Source organism: Diplocloster agilis, assembly GCF_019042275.1.
GTDB classification, from domain to species: domain Bacteria; phylum Bacillota; class Clostridia; order Lachnospirales; family Lachnospiraceae; genus Diplocloster; species Diplocloster agilis.
The window spans coordinates 1-21295 of record NZ_JAHQCW010000065.1 but is presented as its reverse complement, the minus strand read 5'-3'; the positions used below and the strand labels follow the sequence as shown (position 1 = coordinate 21295).

Below are 21295 nucleotides of genomic sequence, written 5' to 3'. Positions count from 1 at the left end.
GTGAAGTCCGCCGTGCATCCTGAACCCGGCTTTCCGATTTCACTAAGCGTATTCACAGCCGCCCTATGCGCCCCCAGGGAGATACAAAAGAACCCGGCCACCCCGGAGCGTCCCCGTATACCGCCCGCGGTTCCAAGTCCTAAGCAGCGGGCATGTGAAGCCCCGGGAAGAGTGCTAAGTGAGTGCGGCAGCCCCGTCCCAAGCCGAAATGGACATGTCCCCCGTTCCCCTCTTAGTAAAAACCCCTATAAAACGGCAAAAATCGACACAAAGATTGTCATAGTAAAATGATTGAATTCATCGTTCGATTATTGTATGATAATCATAGACGGTTTTGCAGGTATAAATGTTACCGTCTCTGGAATATATTAGTGAATATATATTAGAATATAAGAGGACCTATCAGTGAATCAGGAATTCTATGATCAAATCATGCAAACTGTCGGCAGCGGCAGCGTTAAACTGAAAGAAGCCATGAAGAAACATACGACGTTTCGGGTCGGCGGTCCTGCGGATTATTTTATTACCCCTCATACCATTCAGGAAATGCAGCAGACAATTCGAATCTGTAACGACTGCAAAATCCCTTACTATATACTTGGCAATGGAAGTAATCTGTTAGTCAGCGACACCGGATACCGGGGAGCTGTGATTCAGGTCTTTCAGAATCTGGATGAAATCCGGGTGCAGGGAACCAGCATTGCGGCACAGGCCGGGGTACTGTTATCCCGTCTGGCAAAACGGGCGTTGGAAGAGGGACTTGGCGGTCTGGAGTTTGCAGCAGGAATCCCGGGGACGGTCGGAGGAGCTTCGGTAATGAACGCGGGAGCCTACGGGGGAGAACTGAAGGATGTGTGTACTTCGGTAACGATGCTGACACCACAGGGGGAACTTAAGGTGCTTACCCGGGAGGAGATGGAGTTTGGTTACCGGACCAGTGCGGTGGCCAAAGTTCACGGTGTCGTGGTGGAAACGGAATTTGAGCTGACGCCCCGGGAACCGGAATTGATCCGCGGACAGATGGAGAAACTACAGAAGGCCCGCAGTGAAAAGCAGCCGCTTGAATATCCGAGCGCCGGCAGCACGTTCAAGAGGCCGGAGGGATATTTCGCCGGTAAGCTGATTATGGATGCCGGCCTTCGTGGATGCCGGGTAGGGGACGCGCAGGTGTCGGAGAAGCACTGTGGTTTCGTGATTAACCGGGGGAATGCTACCGCATCCCAGATTATGCAGCTGATCCGGCATATACAGGCCGAAGTAAAAGAACAGTTTGGCGTCACTCTGGAGACAGAGGTGAAGACGCTTGGATGTTTCGAGGGAGTCGATTAAATGAGATTTGTCATTGTAACCGGTATGTCCGGCGCGGGAAAAAGTACCGCTTTGAAAATGCTGGAGGATGTGGGCTATTATTGCGTGGATAATCTGCCCATTTCTCTGATCAGTAAATTTGCGGAGCTTACCTATGCTCCATCCAGTGAGATCACAAAGGTCGCGCTGGGGGTAGACATCCGCAGCGGACAGGCTCTGGGAGAACTGGAGCAGGTGCTGGAAGGGATGGTTGTGGCCGGATTCACCTATGAAGTCCTTTTCCTGGATGCGGAGGATGAAGTTCTGGTCAAGCGTTACAAGGAGACCAGGCGAAGCCATCCGCTGTCCGGAGGCGGCCGGGTGGATAAAGGGATTCAGGAAGAACGGCGGAAACTGGAGTTTTTGAAAAAACAGGCGGATTACATCATCGATACCAGCCAATTATTGACAAGAGAATTAAAGGCAGAACTGGATAAAATATTTGTACAGAATCAGGAATTTAAAAATCTGGTGATCACCATCCTGTCCTTTGGTTTTAAGTATGGGATCCCCAGCGATTCCGATCTGGTCTTTGATGTGCGCTTTTTGCCCAACCCCTATTATATTGATGAACTGAAACCCAAGACCGGAAATGACAAAGAAGTGCAGGAATATGTGATGGGTTTTGACGTTTCTCACGAATTTTTAAATAAATTGGTCGAAATGTTGAAGTTTTTAATTCCAAACTATATAATAGAAGGTAAAAATCAGCTTGTGATCAGTATTGGCTGTACCGGCGGCAAGCATCGCTCTGTGACACTGGCAAATAAGCTGTATGAGGCCCTTGGTAATTCGGTGGAATACGGGCTGAAGATTGAACACCGGGATATTGAAAAGGATGCCGTGCGCAAAGCATAGAGGTCCCTTATAAGGAGGAAGCTATGTCCTTTTCCAGTGAGGTCAAGGAAGAACTTTCCAGGCAGGTAAACCGGGCCAGGCATTGCCAGATCGCAGAAATTGCAGCTATCATCGGCATGTGCGGCCGAATCCAGGTCACGGAGAAAAGCAGATATTTTGTAAAGATTCATACGGAAAATATTGCAGTTGCCAGAAAGTACTTTACATTATTGAAAAAAACCTTTAATATAAAGACGGAAATTTCTATTCGCAGGAATGTATATCTCAAAAAAAGCAAAACCTATTTGCTGACGGTAAAAGATCCGGAGGATTCTCTCCGCATATTGCAGGCTACAAAGCTTTTGGATATGCTGCCAAATGATGAGGACGATGAAGTCCTGCTGGTCAATCATCTGGTGATCCAGCGCGCCTGCTGCAGGCGGGCTTTCATAAGAGGTGCGTTTCTGGCGTCGGGTTCGATCAGCGATCCGGAGAAATTCTATCATTTGGAAATCGTCTGTTCTACAATGCCGAAAGCCATTCAGCTTCAGGAAATCATACGCAGCTTCGATATAGAGGCTAAGATTGTATTGCGAAAGAAGTACTATGTGGTTTATATTAAAGAGGGAGCCCAGATTGTGGACATCCTGAATGTGATGGAGGCTCATGTTTCCCTGATGAATCTGGAAAATGTCCGGATTCTGAAGGATATGCGGAATTCTGTAAATCGCCAGGTTAACTGCGAGACGGCAAATATCAATAAAACTGTCTCGGCGGCGGTCAAGCAGATCGAGGATATCCGCTATATACAGCAGACTGTCGGATTCGATGATCTGTCGGAAGGGTTGAGTGAGATCGCAACATTGAGACTGGAGTATCCGGAAGCTACTTTAAAAGAGCTGGGTATGCTGCTTACGCCCCAGGTGGGAAAGTCAGGGGTAAATCATAGACTGAGAAAATTAAGTAGTTTAGCGGAAGAGCTAAGGCAAAACAAGGAGGAGTAATTATGATTAAGAAACCTATTACCATTCAACTTTCATCTGGGTTGGAAGCACGGCCGGTCGCTATGTTGGTCCAGGTAGCCAGTCAATTCGAGAGTAATATCTATGTGGAAATTGCAGAAAAGAAAGTGAATGCAAAGAGTATTATGGGTATGATGACCCTGGGCTTATCCGCCGGGGAAGAGGTCGTAGTATCCGCTGACGGCGGAGACGAGGAAGATGCTATCGGCGAAATCGAAAAATACCTGAGCAGCTCAAAATAATAAATAAGAGAAGTATACCTTATAAAATAGGCGCCTGATAGGCGCCTGTTTTCCCGTTAAATACCCTTGCGGGTATACCTATATGCCATGGAATACAGGCAAATATAAGAAACACCCTGCGGGTATACCTATATGCCTTGGAAAACAGGCAAACATAAGAAACCAGGTGGGCAATAACTTGCCTGCCATAATTTATATCAATATGAAAAGGGGGATATTATGCAATTATTAGTGCTGATACTGAAGAAAGTAGATCTCATGGAACGTCTGATCCGGGAACTGGCGGAGGCGGGCGTGTCCGGGGGGACGATACTGGAAGGAACCGGGATGGCGCAGGCCCTAATTAATATGGAAGAACTGCCCATGTTCGGGGTACTGCGTTCCATGCTGACCTCGGATGAAAAAGAAGCCTGTAAACTGATGCTGTTTGTGCTGAAAGATGAGCAGGTCATGGATACCAGAAATGCCATTAAGAACGTGATCGGTGATATGAAAGAGCCGAATACGGGAATCATGTTCTCGATCCCGATTACCTATGTAGAAGGGCTGGGTGAATCCTATGACGCTTAATACATTGACCTATCTGGCTATTGCCCTGTTCTTGGGGCTGGCCGGAGGGAAGCTGATTAAGCAGGTGCATCTGCCGAACGTTACCGGCTATCTGATTATCGGTCTGCTGGCCGGCCCTTATTGTCTGAAAATACTGCCGCTTGAAACAATCGAAAGCTTCGATATCATTTCCGAGATTGCCCTGGGATTTATTGCGTTTTCTATCGGATCCGAATTCAAGCTGTCCTATTTGAAAAAAGTCGGAAAATCTCCGGTCATCATCGCGGTCTGCGAAGGTGTGGCGGCCGTTCTGCTGGTCGATCTGGTACTGATCCTGACCGGTCAGAATGTGGCGTTTTCACTGGTGTTGGGAGCGATCGCCGCAGCGACGGCCCCTGCGGCTACTTTGATGGTAGTCAAACAATATAAAGCCAGAGGGCCGGTGACCGAGACCCTGCTTCCGGTTGTGGCCATCGACGATGCGGTTGCCCTGATGAGCTTTGGTATCTCCGTTGCCATCGCCAAGGCCATCACCTCCCAGGGAGAGGTGGCTTTGGCCCAGACACTCTTGGAGCCTGTATTCGAGATCGTCGGTGCGCTGGTATATGGCGCAATCCTGGGAATTATCTTAAGATACCTGCTGAAACTGTTCACAGGACGTGGAACGAGGCTGTCCTGTATCGTCGGTATGATTTTCCTGTGCATCGGAGTATCCGATATGCTGGGCTTATCTTCTTTGCTGGCTTGTATGATGATGAGCGGTGTGCTGGTAAATATATCCACGGAAATCGATGTCATGTTCCCGATCGTAGACAGGCTGACTCCGCCGATCTTCATGCTGTTCTTCGTCATATCCGGGGCAGAGTTAAATATCGGCATCATTCCCACGATCGGAGTGGTGGGAGCGATCTATATCGTGTTCCGTGTGGCGGGTAAGGCGTTAGGAGCGGCGTTCGGCGCCAAGGTTTCCAAAGCCCCTCCGGTAGTATCGAAGTATCTGGGCTTTACCCTGCTGCCTCAGGCCGGCGTAGCCATCGGCCTCTCGGGAATCGCCATGACTGTAGTACCCGAGCATGGGGCCGCGATCCGGGCGATCATACTCTGCGGTACCGTGATCTATGAGCTGATCGGACCGCTGGCCACGAAGCTGGCATTGACGAAGGCCGGAGAAATCAAAAAGGGATGACAATCTACTGAGTAACAAAAAGGTGGGAGAACCTGTTGCTATGCGGTTCAGTCCTTCCTCGGGTTTGGGCATGCCCGCTGCTTAAGGCAGGGGACAGAGACGGTATCCGGGGAAACTCCCAGCCGACGGGGTCTTTTTGTCTCCCCGGAAGCGCAGAGGGCTTGCGCTGGCAGCCGCTAAGTGAAATCGAAAAGCCGGGTTCAGGAACCGAGCCTAGTCACCAGGAACACGTGATGTGTTCCCGGTTCAGAGGCTCTTGCCCGTCGGACGTGAAGTCCGCCGTGCATCCTGAACCCGGCTTTTCGATTTCCCTAAGCGCTGTTCAGCCGCCCTATGCGCTTCCAGGAAGACAAAAAGGCCCCGCCGGCCGGGAGTCTCCCCGGATAAAGCTATTATTAGGACATTGATCATTAGGGCAGGGAGATGGGGTCCAAGCCCTCGTGGGCAGTTTCCATGAACTGCTTCCAGATTTCGCTGGGATAGGAGGAACCGTACAGGCCCGGTAATTTGCGGGGCATATCGTAACCGACCCAGATACCTGTGGTGTAATAGCCGGTGTAGCCGACAAACCAGCCGTCTTTGTTATCGTTGGTCGTGCCGGTTTTACCGGCGCTGTCCATGGCGGAGATGCGGGCGCTTTTTCCGAGACCCTTTGTCATGACGCTTTTTAAAATATCGGTCATGGTCCGGGCGGCTTCCTCGGTATAGACCTGCTTTTCTTCCGGGGAGGTCTCGACGATACTGTTACCGGCAGGATCGGTGATGCGTATAATACAGGTAGGCGCGCGGTAACGGCCTCCATTTTCCAGGGCCGCATAGCCGGAGGTCATCTCAAGCGGAGTGGCTCCTTTGGTAAGACCGCCAAGTGCCGCGGCCAGATTGTAATCATCGTCCGTTATTTTTGAGAAATTCATCTCTTTTAAATAGGAAAGGCCCACTTTGGGGGTTATCTCCTGGAACAGATTCCAGGCCACCGTATTTTTGGATTGCTCTACCGCATAGCGCAGGGTGATAGAGCCGGAATATTTGCCGTTGGAGTTGTCGGGCCCATCCTCTGTTTTGCGGTCGACTACCGTGGAATCCGGGGTGTACCCCTTCTCCAGAGCCGGGGTGTAGACGATCAGCGGTTTGATAGAGCTTCCCGGCTGACGGTAGCTTTGATACGCCCGGTTCAGGGAAAAAGGCATATCTTCCTGGCTGCGGGCGCCGACGATGGCCGCCACATAGCCGGTGGAGTTGTCAATGGTGACACCGGCGCCCTGCAGGGCATAAGCTCCTTCTGTGCCAAGCGTCGTATATTCAGACAGGCTGGCGTCGATGGCGCTTTGCAGTTCCTGCTGTAAGGACATATCGATGGAGGTGTGGATCTGATACCCTTTGGTATAGAGATCCTGCCGGCACTGATCGTATAAAGTGTTGTAAGAATCCTGGTAGGCCTGCTGGGCCTCTTCGCTGTCAAATTCGCTTTGAAATTCAAAACCGTCCGTCTCCATCAATGCGCGGACCGCGCAGTAAGTAATATAACTGTCGGCTGATGTGGAGGTGGTTGCCACAGCCGTTTTTTCATGGAGCGTGATTTCTTCGGAAATAGCCTGCTGATACTGGCCGTCGCTTATCTTTCCATCCTCTTTCATATTTTCTAATATCCGGTCTCTGCGGCCTAAAGTATTTTCCATATGATCCTTTGGGTCGTAGAGTGTGGGATTGTTGGGAATCGCGCACAAAAATGCGATCTGGGACAAGTCCAGTTCGGACACGTCCTGATCAAAATATCCGCGGCTGGCAGCCTGAATTCCGTAGTAACCGTCTGAAAAATATATGTTGTTGATATAAAACTCCAGGATGTCATCCTTGCTGTAAAGCCGTTCCAGCTGAAAGGATATAAATATTTCCTGGACTTTTCGCTCCCAGCTGACCTTGTGGGTCAGGAAAACATTCCTGGCCAGCTGCTGCGTGATGGTACTTCCGCCCTGGGTGATTTCATCTTTTTTGACCAGGGATACAGCGGAACGGAGGATACCGATCGGGTCTACGCCGTGATGTTTATAAAAGCGCTTATCTTCAATGCTGACGATGGCGTCTTTGACTTCCTGGGGAATCTGGTCGGAAGGGAGATAATACATATCCTTATCCCCTTTGAGGATCGTGATCAGAGTACCGTTCTTGTCATATATCATACCGGACTGGCCGGTCATGAACGTAGAACGGTCGGAATCGGCGACCAGTTCTTTTGCTTCCTTATATAAGGAATAGATTTTCGGCCCGTAAGAGATGGCGAAAATAGCAAAAGTCCCGAGAAGAACCGTCAGTATGAGGAACTGTATAAAATAAAAGCCCGCGGAGCCTTTTTTCTTGCGTTTTTTACGTTTCCCATTAGAGGGCGCCTTGGCGGAGGCGGACGGTTTCCTGACCGCGCCTGCTGCCCCTTTGCTTTGCTGGGAAGTCTTGTGTGTAGAAGATGCATTCGGTCTTTGAGCAGAAGCTTTTGAACCGGATGATTTTGAACCAGTCGGCCTTGTTCCGGCAGGTCTTGTGCCGGGAGATCTGGAAGAGGTTTTTCTGCCTCCGGAATTTTGAGGTTTTCTTGTCTGTGCTGACATTCCTTGGCATCATTCCTTTCTGTACAGATGTTATAACTGCTTTATTAAAAGTAGCATAATGAAGAAGATTATTCAATGATATTACCTAAGCTACCGCATTTTTTAAAGAAAATTTAAGATTGTTCATAAAAATGCAACGTTCGTTCCGTTTTCCTCTCTTGTTTTCTTCCGGAATTGACTGGGGGTAAGCTTTGTGCTTTTCTTAAACTGGCTGCAGAAGGTGGCCGTATCCCGGAAACCGCAGGAACAGGCAATTTCTGTTATGGTGTACTGCGGGGAGCGCAGCATGCCGGATGCGGTCCGCAGCCTAAACCTCATCAGATATTGTTTGGGAGAGATGTGTTCCATTTCCATAAACAGGCGGTACAGGTATGAGCGGTCTACGCCAATATAAGCTGCGATATCTGAAATATGGATATTGTAGCTGTAATTATTATGGATGTAATCGAGCGCCTTTTCCAGATATCCCTTCGTAGGGCTGAGATATTCTGCAGGCTGCGTCCCCTGCATGATACCTAACAGGTGGAAGAAATACCCCATAAGGGTCAAGGAGTTCTGACCGGCGGCGGGAAAGGCCTCTGTTATGGCTGCCATCACAGAGGCCATGGCAGACCGTGTGTTCCGGCCATCCGGACAGTGATAAACAGGGGAATTCCGGAAGCAGGTTCTCACTACATATTCTTCCACGCCCAGTCCGTCGAATCCGATCCAGGCATATTTCCACGGATCCGCTCTGTCCGCCTGGTAAAATGTTGATTCCATGGGGGAGATGAGAAATGCATCCCCTGCCTTTAGATGGTAGGTTTTTCCATTTCGTATAAAGATGCCCCTGCCATCCAGTATCGTATGGAGCAGATAGTGGGGCCGTATGGCAGGCCCGAAAGAGTGGCCGGGGGCGCATTGTTCACTTCCGCAAAAATAAATAGAGAGTATCCCGGGTATTTTTTCATTCATCCTAATCACCGTTTCATGCTGTTTGTTAATTGATCTACCGCCACAGAGGATTACACAAAGGAGTAGAAATCGTAAAATACAACAAATTCACAATTATATGACACAAATAAGATAGAATCCTGCACATGCTGATTATATAATACAGATCATAAGAAAGCAACAAAACATAGTGACATACGACGTTATGTAAAACCGGAAGGACTTCGGGATAGTCCTTAAGCATGCAACAAAACATAAAACAAGACGGCAGAGTATGCTATGTGTGCGGACAGGTAACAGATGTATGAAAAATTCAAATTTGTAAAAAGGAAACGGAGGAAAGAACATGACAAAAATAACATTTATGGGAGCAGGGAGCACGGTGTTTGCCAGAAATGTACTGGGAGACTGCATGTGCAGTCCGGCCCTGCAGGACAGTGAGATAGCGCTGTACGACATTGACAAAAAGCGGCTGGAGGAATCCGCCGTCATCCTTGAAGCGATCAACAAAAATGTAAATCAGGGCCGGGCCGGTATCAAAACCTATCTGGGTGCAGAGCAAAGAAAAGAGGCGCTTAAAAATGCCACATTTGTAGTAAATGCGATTCAGGTAGGCGGATATGACCCCTGCACCATAACCGATTTTGAAATCCCAAAAAAATACGGGCTTCGGCAGACGATAGCAGATAGTCTGGGTATCGGCGGGATCATGAGGGGACTGCGCACCATTCCCGTTTTGGAGGAGTTTGCCAGGGACATAGAGGAAGTCTGTCCGGATGCCCTTTTCCTGAATTATACGAACCCTATGGGAATCCTGACCGGCTATATGCAGCGTTATACAGGAGTTAAGACAATAGGGCTCTGCCACAGCGTTCAGTGCTGTTCCGGCCATCTGCTGGAGGAACTGCATATGGAGGATAAACTGGAAGGGCGGTTGGAGACGATCGCGGGAATTAATCATATGGCGTGGCTGCTGGAAATTAAAGATCGGGACGGCAATGACCTGTATCCGGAAATACGAAGAAGAGCGGTTGAGATGAATGCGGCGGGCAGACATAAAGACATGGTCCGGTTTGAGTACATAAAGCATCTGGGGTATTACTGTACGGAATCCAGTGAACACAATGCCGAATACAATCCGTTTTTCATCAAATCCCGCTATCCGGAGCTGATTGACAGATTCAACATTCCGCTGGATGAATATCCCAGAAGATGTATAGAACAGATCAAGGGCTGGGAGGAAGAGAGGAATCATATACTAAGTGACGGCAAGATCACCCACGACAGAAGTCTGGAATATGCTTCCTATATTATGGAAGCAATTGTGACAGACCGGCCGTATAAGATTGGCGGAAATGTAATCAATCATGGTTCTATCGAGAATCTTCCGGCAGACGCCTGCGTGGAAGTTCCCTGTCTTGTGGATGGGACCGGCGTTCATCCCACCTGGGTGGGAAGGCTTCCGGTGCAGCTTGCAGCCATGAACATGAGCAATATCAATGTGCAGCTGCTGACCATAGAGGCGGCTGTTACAAGGAAGAAAGAATACATCTATCAGGCTGCCATGATGGACCCGCACACAGGGGCAGAGCTTAGTATAGATGATATTGTAAAGATGTGCGATGAGCTGATAGCTGCACACGGGGATTATATGAAGATGTATCTATAGGATCTTATCCAACATAGATGTACACAATATCCGGCTGTTTTCTGAATTCTGGGGCCTTTGTGTCTTATGTCTCCCGGGAAGCACATAGGGCGGCTGTGCAGCCGCTTAGGGGAATCAAAAAGCCGGGTTCAGGATGCACGGCGGACTTCACGTCCGACGGGCAAGAGCCTCTGAACCGGGAACACATCAGGTGTTCCTGGTGAATAGGCTCGGTTCCTGAACCCGGCTTTTTGATTCCCCTTAGCGGATGCCAGCGCTAGCCCTCCGTGCTTCCCGGGAGACATAAGACACAAAGGCCCCAGCAGCCGGAAGCCCCCCAGATATCGCCCCTGTCCCCGGCCTTGACAGCGGGCATGCCCAAACCCGAGGAAGAAGCATTTCATTCGCCCCCGATTCTGGTACTGTGCCCGCTGGATTCACGCAGCAGCAGTTTTGTCTGGCACTGTATTGTGATATGGGGCCGGTCCGGATGCGCGATCCGATCCAGCAATGCCGTCACAGCGAGGGAACCCTGAACGCTTGAGTAGGCGTCAACAGTGGAGAGCGGGGGATCCTGGCGCAGGGATTCCGGCAGATTGTCGAAGCCGATGACGGCCACATCCTGCGGCACACACACGGAAAGTTCTTTCAAAGCCCTGAGAAGCTGGATCGCCTGTTTGTCGCTGGTGCAGATATAGGCATCCGGCAGGTTTTTCATCTGAATCAGGCGGTTCTTGAGTGCCTGGGCCATGTCGATATCGGGCATCTGGTCAAAATCATCCAATATGCAGTTCTCCTCATTCAAAGGCAGACCCAGATTCTTTAACGTGTTCCGGTAAGTCTCCCATCTTTGATACAGAGAGTAGCAGAAGTATGGATATCCAAGAAAGCCGAAGTTGCGCCGCCCTTCCCTGGCTAATGCGGTGATCGCCTCCATGAGAGGCGCTTCATTTTCCGGAAGTATGATATCTGTTTTTCCGGAAAAGCGGTGTTTGTCATATATGGTGTCGAGAAAGACGGAGGGCACCGGCAGGGCGCACACCTCTTCCCAGTAAGCCAGATCATAGATATTGAAAGATATGATGCCTTTTACGGAACCACTGTACACGGAAGGGGGGAGATAATTCCCTTCCCCGGAATTCCTTGTGACAATATTCACCGCGAGCAGATAACCGTTATTCTTCAGGGCTTCCTCGATCCCTGCCAGCAATCCGTTGATATATTCTATATTTTCCAGACAATAAGAGAACATAATCGTCGGCATTTGGCCGGATGCATTGCCGGCCGACGGGTTATCCGGCTGTTTGTCCGCCGCATGGATATAATTCATGATTAGATTATATGTTTTCTCAGATACTCCCGGGCGGCCGTTTAATACCTTGGAAACCGTGCTGCGGGAGAGATTCAGCGCCTGAGCGATCTGATTGACACTGTATGTACCATACCTTTGATTCATATTTTTTCCCCTACTTATGTGATATTGAAAAACTATGGACATTATATCAGGAATTTCATTGAAGTGCAATAGGTATGTAAATAAAAATGCACATATAATGTATAAAATTATACATATAGAGTATAAAATAGAACATAAAGAAAAATGCTTGAAAGAGAAAGAAAACTGGATAAAATGTAATAATATAAGAAAAATACCCACTATAAACTAGATGATGTTAAAGAAAAAACAATAATATGTTTAAAAATACCTATAATAACGTATAAAATTATACAAAATATGTTGACATACTTGTACACACATGCTATATTCGACATATAGTAAATTTCCTTTTACAGCGCGCGGCAAAGGACAGGTACTGTGTAGCAAAAAATAATCATATTTCATATTCAGGAGGAGACGAAATGAAGAAAAGATTAGTAGCGGTCGTATTATCCGTAATGCTGGGAGTAATCTGCATGGCAGGCTGTGGGGGCAGCGCAGCAGATACCGGGAAAACAACGGCTTCCGATTCGGCACAGCCGGAAGCGCCGGAACAGACAGAAGCACCCTCACAGACAATGAAGCCTGAGGATAAAACAGAGGGCGCCGTCCTGAAGATAGGCGTGCTGGACCGGACGGCGGATGAGGAGGTACATATCAAATTTGGAGAGGGGATGCAGAAGGCCTGTAAGGAGGCCGGTGTGGAATGTCTTTACAGCACTCCGGGAGAGGACATGTCGCTGATCCGGTCCACCTATGATTCCTATGTGGCGCAGGGATGTAATGTGATCGTCGACTTCCTGTCATCGCTTGAGACCAGCCAGGCGCTGGCGGACGACTGCAAACGGGACGGTGTCTATCATATTTGTATTGACGCGGACCCCAGCGAAGATTCCTATTTTTATGGCCTGTCTAACGGGGAAGCCGGAGAGGAACTGGGAAAATATCTGGTCGACTACGTGAATAATAAAATGGATGGAAAATGTGATCTTCTCATTTTGATGGATTCCCCTTCCCATGGCGAAGATGTGGCCAAACGTACCGAGGTTCCCAAGCAGATGCTGCTGGATAATCAGCTGATTACAGAGGATCAGGTGGCTTACATATCTCTGACCAATTACGATCTGGAAAGTGTGCGTCAGGAGATGACGGACTTCTTGACTACCCACAAGGATGCGCAGAATGTACTGATGATCAGTTTTGCGAGCAGCTTCAACGATGCGATCTACTCTGCCTCCAAGGCCCAGGGCTTTGACGATAAACTGAACCTGTTCTCCTATGATGGAATGGACGCTACCATCAATATTTTCAAATCCGGTGAGAAGAGCGTGACCAAGGGCGAAGTGTCCTCCGGAATGGAGAAGTACGGATACGGCGTGCTGGAAATTGCGCAGAAACTGGTGAACGGCGAGAGCGTAGAGCACAAGACATATTCCGATACGGTTGTCATGGATCCGGATAATGTACTGGAACTGCATCCCGAATAAGAAATGTGACCGATTGTTCTTCATATTTATAACAGGCGGAAAATAGAAAGGAGGGGGCGGAAGATGGGTGAGCGTATTTTGGAAATGAGCGGAATCTGCAAAGCATTTCCGGGTGTAAAAGCCCTCGACCATGTGGACCTGTATCTGGAAAAAGGCGAAGTTCTGGCGTTGGTAGGTGAGAATGGCGCAGGGAAGTCCACGTTGATGAAAATATTGTCCGGCGCCTACAAGCAGGATGAAGGCACGCTTCAGATCGACGGACACCCGGTGGACAGCGGGAAATATTCCCCCATTGCCTCCATCGGACTGGGAGTATCTGTAATCTATCAGGAATTAAACTATTTGAGTACGGTCAGTATTGCAGAAAATATCTTCCTGGGCAGGCTGCCGAAAAAGAAAAGCGGAATCGTCGATTACCGCAGACTCTATCAGGACAGCCTGGAGATTCAAAGGGAGCTGGGACTTGATGAGCTGGACCCCATGGAGGAAGCGGGTGGGCTCTTGACCGCACAAAAGCAGCTGTTAGAAGTGGCCAGGGCATTTGTGCGAAACTCCAAAGTGATCGTGATGGATGAGCCTACGGCGTCCCTTACGGATAAAGAGATTGAACAGCTCTATCAGATCGTGAAAAAATATAAGGAACGGGGAGGCTCGGTGATCTTCATCTCCCATAAACTGGATGAGATCTTTTCCATCTGTGATTCGGTAATGGTCATGAGAGACGGAAAAAATGTGCTCCGCTCCCTCATTGAGAAGGAGACGAAGGAATCGATCATAGAGGCTATGGTGGGCCGGGAGCTGGAAAATATGTATCCGGTGGAGGAACATGAGATGCACGAGGTGGTATTTGAGGTGAAAAACCTGAGCAGCCATTTTCTTAAGGATATCAGCTTTGAAGTTCATTCCGGCGAGATCGTCGGATTGTACGGACTGATGGGAGCCGGATGTGAAGAGATTACCCAGTGTATATACGGCATCGAGAAATGCGAGTCCGGTACGTTTTATCTGAATGGTAAAGAGACGGCGCTTACAGATCCCCACCTAAGCATACGCGCGGGCGTCGCCTATGTGCCGGGAGAACGAAAAGCAGGCGGACTGCTGTTAAATATGCCGGTGGGGGCTAACGTTACCCTGGCTTCCCTGAAGAAAATCGCCGGCAGGGGATTTCTGAATCTTAGAAAAGAGCGCCGGATGGCAGAGCAATGGGTACAGACATTGGATGTAAAGACGCCGGATGTGGATACCGATGTGGAGTCCTTATCCGGAGGAAATCAGCAGAAGGTGGTATTTGCCAAGTGTCTGAATGTAAAGCCGAAGTTACTGCTGCTCAACGAACCTACCAGAGGAGTGGACGTGGGAGCAAAGGCGGAGATTTACAAATTAATGGAGGAATTCTGTAAGGAGGGCCTGGGGATTCTGATGGCCTCCTCGGAGATGCCGGAGACAATGGCGATCTGTGACCGGATCATCGTAGTGCACGACGGAAGAATTACGGCTGCATTTGATAAGAGAGAACAGCCATATCAACAGTTCGAGATTATGAAGGCGGTGTTGGGCGAGACGGACTGCAGTTTGGAGGAAGAGGTATGAATGAAAAGGGTTTGATGAAAACAGGAGGAGTTGCGAAGGTCAGGCGGTTTCTGAAAATGAACAGTTCACAGGTCAGCATGTTCGTGGCGGTTGCGTTGGGTTTCATTATCGTCTCGATCGCCTCTCCCTATTTCCTGACCGGGACAAATATGAAAAATCTGGGAATGTCCATGGCCACGTACGGCGTGCTGGCAGGAGGGGTAACCGTATCCATGCTCCTGGGCGGGTTGGATCTGTCCCAGATGTCGGTTATGGCTGTGAGCAGTATGGTGATCGGAGTGCTTTATCAGCAGGGATATCCCATTGGAGTGGGGCTGCTGGCTGCTCTGGTGATCGGAATTCTGGCAGGTATGGTGAACGGTTTCATCGTGACTAAAATGAAGATCGTACCCATGATCGCTACCATCGGAACCCAGATGTCCTTTCGGGCAATCGCTTCCCTGACCACGGGGGGAAATAAGATCCGTATTTCCAACGAACTTTTGGATAACCTGGCGTTTCAGACATTCCTGGGCGTGCCGGTTCAGTTCTGGGTGATGATACTGGTATTTATCGTCGTGTTCGTTATGATGAAATATACGGAATTCGGGCGTTCCGTATACGCGATCGGCTCCAACCAGATGGCGGCCTATCTGTCGGGGATTAAAGTCAATAAAATCAAAATGTTCGCATACGCGATCACGGGGCTCTCCTCGGGACTTGCCGGGATCCTTTGGACCGCGCAGATGCGTACCGCCGTGCCCACTGCGGGCGTAGGCAGTGAATTTATTCCGATCTCCTCCGTCATTATGGGCGGCGTGGGACTGGGAGGCGGCAAGGGAAATATAGTGGGAACATTTTTCGGCGTTGCCCTGCTGACTATATTTTCCAATGCCATGACACTTTTGAACATACAGGCCTATTATCAGGATCTGCTAAACGGACTGATTCTGATCCTCGCTGTTTTCATCGACACGGTGCGGAGGCTACAAACAGTGAAAATAGTAAAAAAGGAGCATTCACATGCAGGGATTACTGAATACGAGACAAATGGTGCAGGTGGGATATATTGTAAAAGACATTGAAGCGACTAAGAAAAAATACGCGGAATTTCTGGGAGTGCCGGTTCCGCCAACCATACAGAGTACAGGCGGGGAAGAGGGGTTTGGAGTCACCAGGACGGTATACATGGATCAGGATGCGCCCCAGATCGACTCCAAATTAGCGTTCTTCAATGTAGGAGGGCCGATGGATATCGAACTGATCGAGCCCAACAAAGCGGAATCGATCTGGCGGGATTACCTGGACAAATACGGGGAAGGTATCCAGCACATTGCGTTTGTAGTGGACGATCTGGATGCGTGTATCAAAAACTGTGAGGAATTCGGAATGAAAATGATCCAGAAAGGCTACTTCGCCGCCCAGGATGGACGATACGCTTATATGGACGCCTTCGACAGCCTTAAGACCGTGGTCGAACTGCTGGAAAGGTGGTCGTAAGAGATGGCGAGAGAAATTCTGGTAAGCGGCGCTTCCAGGGGGCTGGGCTACTGTATCGCGTCGAGTTATCTGAAAGCGGGAGAAAGTGTCCACATGATTGTGCGCAAACGGACGGATGCCGTGGATGAACTTGAGAATACCTATCCCATGTGCCATGTATATCTGGGGGATGTGGGTTCTGATGCGGCGATTCAGGACGCGCTGTCAAAGCTTCGGGAAAAGGTGGAAGTGTTCGACTTGATCTACAATGTGGCAGGCATCTTTTGGGAAAAAGACCGCAAGGGATTAACGTATCTGGATATCGATGAAATGGCCGATATGATGAATGTGAACGCATTTGGAGCGCTGCGTATTCTGAAAGGACTGGCAGGGCAGATCAAAGAGCAGACCAGGATCGTGAATATTTCCTCTGAGAGCGGAAGCCTTACCAACTGTGAAGAGCGGGGCATGTATTCCTACTGTATGTCCAAGGCGGCCCTTAATATGGCGACCCGGCAATACGTGCGGGAACACGGCGACAGGCGCAATATAATTACCGTGTGTCCCGGCTGGATGCGTACGGACATGGGAGGGGCGCAGGCGGACTTGGATCCCATGTTCAGCGCCGGGGAGATCATCCGGCTGGCAGAGCACATGGATGAATTGGAAGAAGGAGCACTGTTTTTTAAATACGACGGCAGAAAGCTGCCATGGTAGGAGGCGTCTCTATGGAACGGGAAAATATGCGCAGTGTCAGAACTGCGGTCGTTGGCTGCGGGATGATCAGCGATATTTATCTGAAGAACTGCAGGGATCTGTTCTCCATCCTGGAGGTGGTGGGCTGCTGTGATATCCGGGAAGATGCGGCAAAACAAAAAGCCCGGGAATACGGAATCCGTTCCATGACCCTGGAAGAGATCATGGAAGATACGTCCATCGAGATGGTGATCAACCTGACGGCGCCGGCAGCCCACTATGCGGTGATCCGGCAGCTCTTGCAGAGCGGGAAGCATGTCTATACGGAAAAGGTGCTGGCGCTTGAACTTGAAGAAGCAAAGGAACTGGCGACGCTGGCCGATAAGAATCATGTGTATCTGGGAGCCGCGCCGGATACGTTCCTGGGGTCCGCCCTCCAGACCGGCAGATTCATCCTGGACAGCGGGATGATCGGGGAACCCACCGGATGCCTGGCTGTACTGAACCGGGATAACCGGGTGGGGGCGGAATTCATCCCCTATATCGCAAGAGCGGGCGGCGGCATCGGTTTTGATGTGGGAATCTATTATATGACGGCGCTTTTGAGCCTGATGGGACCGGTGAAAGAGGTCAGCGGATTCATGGATACCAGGGAACCGATGCGGACCCACCGCTATCCCAACAGGCCCGGCTTTGGAGAGCCCTATCAGGTGGAATGTGAAAACCTGATGGCAGGAGCCTTGCATTTCCAAGATGGAGCAATGGGGACCGTACTTTTTAACTCGGAATGTATCATGAACCGTTACCCGGAACTGACCATATTCGGAACCCAGGGTATTCTGTACCTGCCGGACCCGGATGGGTTCGGGGGAGAAGTAAAAGTGCTGCGGCGCGGAAGCAGGGAACCTGCTGCTATACAACAGAACCATGGATTTGAGGAGAACAGCAGAGGCCTGGGCGCGGCGGAGATGGCCTGGGCACTCAGAAAAGGGCGTGTGCCCAGAGCCGGTAAGGAGATGGCCGTCCACTCTCTGGAGGCGCTGCATGGAATCGCCGAGAGTGCGCGGACGAAGCGTGCCTATTCGATGACTACAGATTTTTACCGGCCGAAACCGCTTCCTCAGGGGTATCTGCGAAGATCTGATTTTGCCGATTTCGAGGCGGATGAAGAAGCGGCGCTGGCAGTCGACGGCGGCGGTTTGGAAGATGAAGGAAAGGCGCTGGCGGCAGACGATGCTGGTTTGACAAATGAGACTAAGACACTGTCGGTGGGAGACAACGGTTCAGTGGCAAAGGAGATTAGAAGATGAGAGATTACATATTTCCCGGGGATTTTCGGTGGGGTGCTGCCACAGCATCCTACCAGATTGAAGGCGCAGCCAGGGAGGGCGGAAAAGGGGAATCGATCTGGGACCGCTTTACCCACATCCCGGGCAGGATACAGGATGATACGACAGGGGATGTGGCCTGCGACCACTACCACCGTTATCGGGAAGATGTCCGTCTGATGCGGGAAATGGGAATTCAAAACTACCGGTTTTCCATCTCATGGCCCAGAATTTTTCCGGATGCCAGCGGGAGGGCTAACGAGGAGGGGTTACGGTTTTACTCTGACCTTGTGGATGCTCTGCTGGAAAATGGCATACGCCCCATGGTCACGCTCTATCACTGGGATATGCCCCAATGGCTCCAGAATCTGGGGGGATGGCTGAACCGGAAGTCGGCGGATTATTTTGTACAATACTGCGAGGCGGTGTTCTCCGGTCTGGGTGACCGAGTCTTATCCTGGATCACATTGAATGAACCGTGGGTGTGCGCGTTTAACGGATACTATGCCGGAGATTTTGCTCCCGGGATCCGGGATTTTTCAAGTGCCCTTCAGGCGGCCCATAATATGCTCCGCGCCCATGGGATGGCGGTAAGGACATATCGGAAGCTGCATGGGAACGGCGAAATCGGGATTACATTGAATCTGTGTCCGAGGGAGCCGGCGACGGACAATGCGGCAGATCAAGAGGCTGCCCTGCGCAACGACGGCTATGCGAACCGATGGTTTCTGGACCCGTTATTCAAGGGCTGTTATCCGGAAGATATGATGCGGTATTATCAGGATATGGGACTTACGCTGCCGGACATGGAACCTATGGATATGGAGCTGATCCGGGAACCGGTTGATTTTCTGGGTGTCAACTATTACTACATCGAATTTACCAGAGCCGGCGGCGATAACTGGCCGCTGTATTTTACAACCACGGCGGGGGATTACTCCGTGACGGAATATGGGTGGCCCATCGTTGAGCGTGGTTTAACGGAACTGCTGGTACATCTGGACCGGGAATATAAGCATCCTAAAATCTATGTGACGGAAAACGGAGCCAGCTTCCTGGACGTGGTCAACGTCAAGGGGGAAGTGCTGGATGACTGCCGCATCGACTATTTGGAACGCCATATTATGGCCTGCTGGGATGCCGTCCGACAGGGAGTGAATCTCAAGGGATATTATGTGTGGACCCTGATTGATGACTTTGAGTGGAATACGGGTTTCCGGAACAAATTCGGGCTGATTTACCTGGATCGGAGGACCGGAGGCCGTATTGTGAAAAAGAGTGGTTACTGGTACCGGAAGATTATGGAACAGAACGGGATTGTCAACCAAGATTAGACAGGGGCGTTCCCATTTTTCAGCAACGGATTGCTATTTTCCCACTTGTTCTTTATAATAGAAGGATCTAAGATGAAATTCGTGTCCGGAAGGAGCTATTATATATGAAAGAACTCATCCGATGCACCTGGTGTCAGGATAATGGGATCTTACAGGAGTATCACGACAGCGAATGGGGAATCCCTGTTCATGATGACCGAAAACAGTTTGAATTTCTCATGATGGAGGTCATGCAGTGCGGACTGAACTGGACCATGATGCTGAAGAAGCGGGAAACCTTCCGCCGGTGTTTTGACAATTTCGATTATGAGAAAATATCGGCCTATGAGGAAGCAAAGATAGAGGAGATCCTGCAGATGCCGGATATGATCCGTTCCCGAAGGAAGATAGAAGCGGTTATCAATAATGCCAACTGTTTTCTGCGTATCCGTCAGCAGTACGGATCCTTCGACCATTACCTGTGGTCCTTTTCCGGCCACAAAACGATTTTGTATCAAGACCACTCCTGCAGGAAGCTGCCGGCCCAAAATAAATTGTCCGAAGACATCAGTAAAGATCTGAAGAATAAGGGATTCAAATATTTGGGAGCTATTACCGTCTACTCCCATCTGCAGGCCTGCGGTATAATCAATGACCACGCACCCGATTGCTTCCTATATAAAGAGTTAATTCAAAAATATCCTTACTCTATCATATGATTTGTATGGGTTTTTAGTAAGATATCGAAAATGAAGAAAAGAACCGGATAATACGCCCTACGACCTGGTCATGACCAAGCCGCAGGGCGCCTTGTACTTTCTATAAAGTTATGCTATATTAAATACATCAGGCAGAATTCTCTGCCTTATCTATCTGGCGTCTCGCCATTTAATCCATGAATTAGGTAAAACAATCCAAAAACAAAGGAGAAGTGTGTATGGACAAAAAAGTACAACTGAATAACGAAGAAAAAAAGGACGGATTTCTGGTTGACCGGAGCCGGCAGAGCGCTATGCGGGAATTGAAACTGACGCTCAAAAATGATGTAGTATTTCGCAGCGTATTCCGAAGAAGCAAAAAAGGTCTTCAGGGTCTCCTGGGCGCTTTGTTGAATGCTCCGCCTGAGAGTATCCGTGATATCGAGTTTCTGGATACCCATCTCGATCAGGAATACCTGGAGGATAAGGAAGGGATACTGGATTTGAGGATACTCTGCCAGAATAAGAGGCACATCAATATTGAGATGCAGATGTATCATGTGAATTATTGGGAGGACCGGTCTCTTTTCTATAACAGCAAGCTGTTTGTGAGCAGTGTACGGAAAGGGGAGGACTACCGGAACGCGAAGGCCTGTATCCATATAGGCATATTGGATTTTACTCTGTTTCCGGATCAGAGGGAATTTTATTCTATACATAAGATAGCGAATGTAAAGACCGGACGTATCTATAGTGACAAGCTGGCGTTTCATGTGGTAGAATTAAGTAAATTAAAGCAGGCTTCGGAAACGGAGAGGGGAACGGATGTATATCGCTGGGCCAGGCTTATTTCCGCCGGGAGTATTCAGGAGATGAAGACGCTGGCCAAAGGAGATGAGTATATGAAGGAAACGGTAGATACG

General features: G+C 49.6%; 19 protein-coding genes. 16 read left to right on the top strand and 3 right to left on the bottom strand.

The genetic code is table 11. The annotated features are described in order from the left end of the window. Nucleotides 1-405: 405 nt before the first annotated feature. From murB to KTH89_RS23680, 6 genes are all read left to right on the top strand, one after another. Entirely contained in the window at nucleotides 406-1329 is a 924-nt protein-coding gene (gene murB / locus KTH89_RS23705; protein ID WP_158343566.1) for a UDP-N-acetylmuramate dehydrogenase, read from the top strand. Beyond that, complete coding sequence (rapZ, locus tag KTH89_RS23700; RefSeq protein ID WP_158343564.1) at nucleotides 1330-2205, top strand: RNase adapter RapZ; 876 nt, start codon at nucleotides 1330-1332, stop codon at nucleotides 2203-2205. Nucleotides 2206-2228: 23 nt separating this feature from the next. Then, entirely contained in the window at nucleotides 2229-3188 is a 960-nt protein-coding gene (whiA, locus tag KTH89_RS23695; RefSeq protein ID WP_158343562.1) for a DNA-binding protein WhiA, read from the top strand. 2 nt (nucleotides 3189-3190) lie between these two features. After that, entirely contained in the window at nucleotides 3191-3448 is a 258-nt protein-coding gene (locus KTH89_RS23690; RefSeq protein WP_158343560.1) for an HPr family phosphocarrier protein, read from the top strand. Between the two features lie 219 nt (nucleotides 3449-3667). Beyond that, nucleotides 3668-4018 carry a hypothetical protein gene (locus KTH89_RS23685; RefSeq protein ID WP_158343558.1) on the top strand — a complete coding sequence of 117 codons (351 nt, stop codon included), beginning with the start codon at nucleotides 3668-3670 and terminating at the stop codon, nucleotides 4016-4018. Then, nucleotides 4008-5183, top strand: coding sequence for a cation:proton antiporter (locus tag KTH89_RS23680; RefSeq protein WP_158343556.1), 1176 nt, complete (start codon nucleotides 4008-4010; stop codon nucleotides 5181-5183). Before KTH89_RS23685 ends, KTH89_RS23680 begins: the two co-directional genes overlap by 11 nt. 410 nt (nucleotides 5184-5593) lie before the next feature. On the opposite strand, the gene KTH89_RS23675 is transcribed toward KTH89_RS23680, so the two are convergent. Both KTH89_RS23675 and KTH89_RS23670 read right to left on the bottom strand, forming a co-directional pair. Next, nucleotides 5594-7783 carry a transglycosylase domain-containing protein gene (locus tag KTH89_RS23675; protein WP_238723358.1) on the bottom strand — a complete coding sequence of 730 codons (2190 nt, stop codon included), beginning with the start codon at nucleotides 7781-7783 and terminating at the stop codon, nucleotides 5594-5596. Nucleotides 7784-7906: 123 nt separating this feature from the next. Continuing rightward, nucleotides 7907-8737: an AraC family transcriptional regulator gene (locus tag KTH89_RS23670; protein ID WP_238723356.1), complete on the bottom strand. Its 831-nt coding sequence runs from the start codon at nucleotides 8735-8737 to the stop codon at nucleotides 7907-7909. A 325-nt stretch (nucleotides 8738-9062) separates the two neighbouring features. Between KTH89_RS23670 and melA the strand changes: the two genes are divergently transcribed. Continuing rightward, entirely contained in the window at nucleotides 9063-10385 is a 1323-nt protein-coding gene (melA, locus tag KTH89_RS23665) for an alpha-glucosidase/alpha-galactosidase (protein WP_238723355.1), read from the top strand. 379 nt (nucleotides 10386-10764) lie between these two features. Here melA and KTH89_RS23660 read toward each other — a convergent pair whose 3' ends face one another. Then, on the bottom strand, nucleotides 10765-11820 hold the full coding sequence (locus KTH89_RS23660) for a LacI family DNA-binding transcriptional regulator (RefSeq protein ID WP_238723354.1): 1056 nt from the start codon (nucleotides 11818-11820) through the stop codon (nucleotides 10765-10767). 404 nt (nucleotides 11821-12224) lie between these two features. On the opposite strand from KTH89_RS23660, the gene KTH89_RS23655 reads away from it, so the two are divergent. From KTH89_RS23655 to KTH89_RS23615, 9 genes are all read left to right on the top strand, one after another. Beyond that, on the top strand, nucleotides 12225-13289 hold the full coding sequence (locus tag KTH89_RS23655) for a sugar ABC transporter substrate-binding protein (protein ID WP_238723353.1): 1065 nt from the start codon (nucleotides 12225-12227) through the stop codon (nucleotides 13287-13289). Between the two features lie 63 nt (nucleotides 13290-13352). Continuing rightward, nucleotides 13353-14879, top strand: a complete 1527-nt coding sequence (locus tag KTH89_RS23650; protein WP_238723352.1) for a sugar ABC transporter ATP-binding protein — start codon at nucleotides 13353-13355, stop codon at nucleotides 14877-14879. Continuing rightward, entirely contained in the window at nucleotides 14876-15943 is a 1068-nt protein-coding gene (locus tag KTH89_RS23645) for an ABC transporter permease (protein ID WP_238723351.1), read from the top strand. Before KTH89_RS23650 ends, KTH89_RS23645 begins: the two co-directional genes overlap by 4 nt. Further along, nucleotides 15882-16358, top strand: a complete 477-nt coding sequence (locus tag KTH89_RS23640) for a VOC family protein (protein WP_238723350.1) — start codon at nucleotides 15882-15884, stop codon at nucleotides 16356-16358. The genes KTH89_RS23645 and KTH89_RS23640 overlap by 62 nt, the downstream gene beginning before the upstream one ends. Before the next feature lie 3 nt (nucleotides 16359-16361). Continuing rightward, entirely contained in the window at nucleotides 16362-17054 is a 693-nt protein-coding gene (locus KTH89_RS23635) for an SDR family NAD(P)-dependent oxidoreductase (protein ID WP_238723349.1), read from the top strand. An 11-nt stretch (nucleotides 17055-17065) separates the two neighbouring features. Then, nucleotides 17066-18343: a Gfo/Idh/MocA family protein gene (locus tag KTH89_RS23630; RefSeq protein ID WP_238723348.1), complete on the top strand. Its 1278-nt coding sequence runs from the start codon at nucleotides 17066-17068 to the stop codon at nucleotides 18341-18343. After that, nucleotides 18340-19695 carry a GH1 family beta-glucosidase gene (locus KTH89_RS23625; RefSeq protein WP_238723347.1) on the top strand — a complete coding sequence of 452 codons (1356 nt, stop codon included), beginning with the start codon at nucleotides 18340-18342 and terminating at the stop codon, nucleotides 19693-19695. The genes KTH89_RS23630 and KTH89_RS23625 overlap by 4 nt, the downstream gene beginning before the upstream one ends. Before the next feature lie 104 nt (nucleotides 19696-19799). Beyond that, nucleotides 19800-20393, top strand: coding sequence for a DNA-3-methyladenine glycosylase I (locus KTH89_RS23620; protein ID WP_238723346.1), 594 nt, complete (start codon nucleotides 19800-19802; stop codon nucleotides 20391-20393). Nucleotides 20394-20611: 218 nt separating this feature from the next. Next, nucleotides 20612-21295 (top strand): Rpn family recombination-promoting nuclease/putative transposase (locus KTH89_RS23615; protein WP_238723345.1); only part of this gene is annotated, 684 nt, incomplete at its 3' end.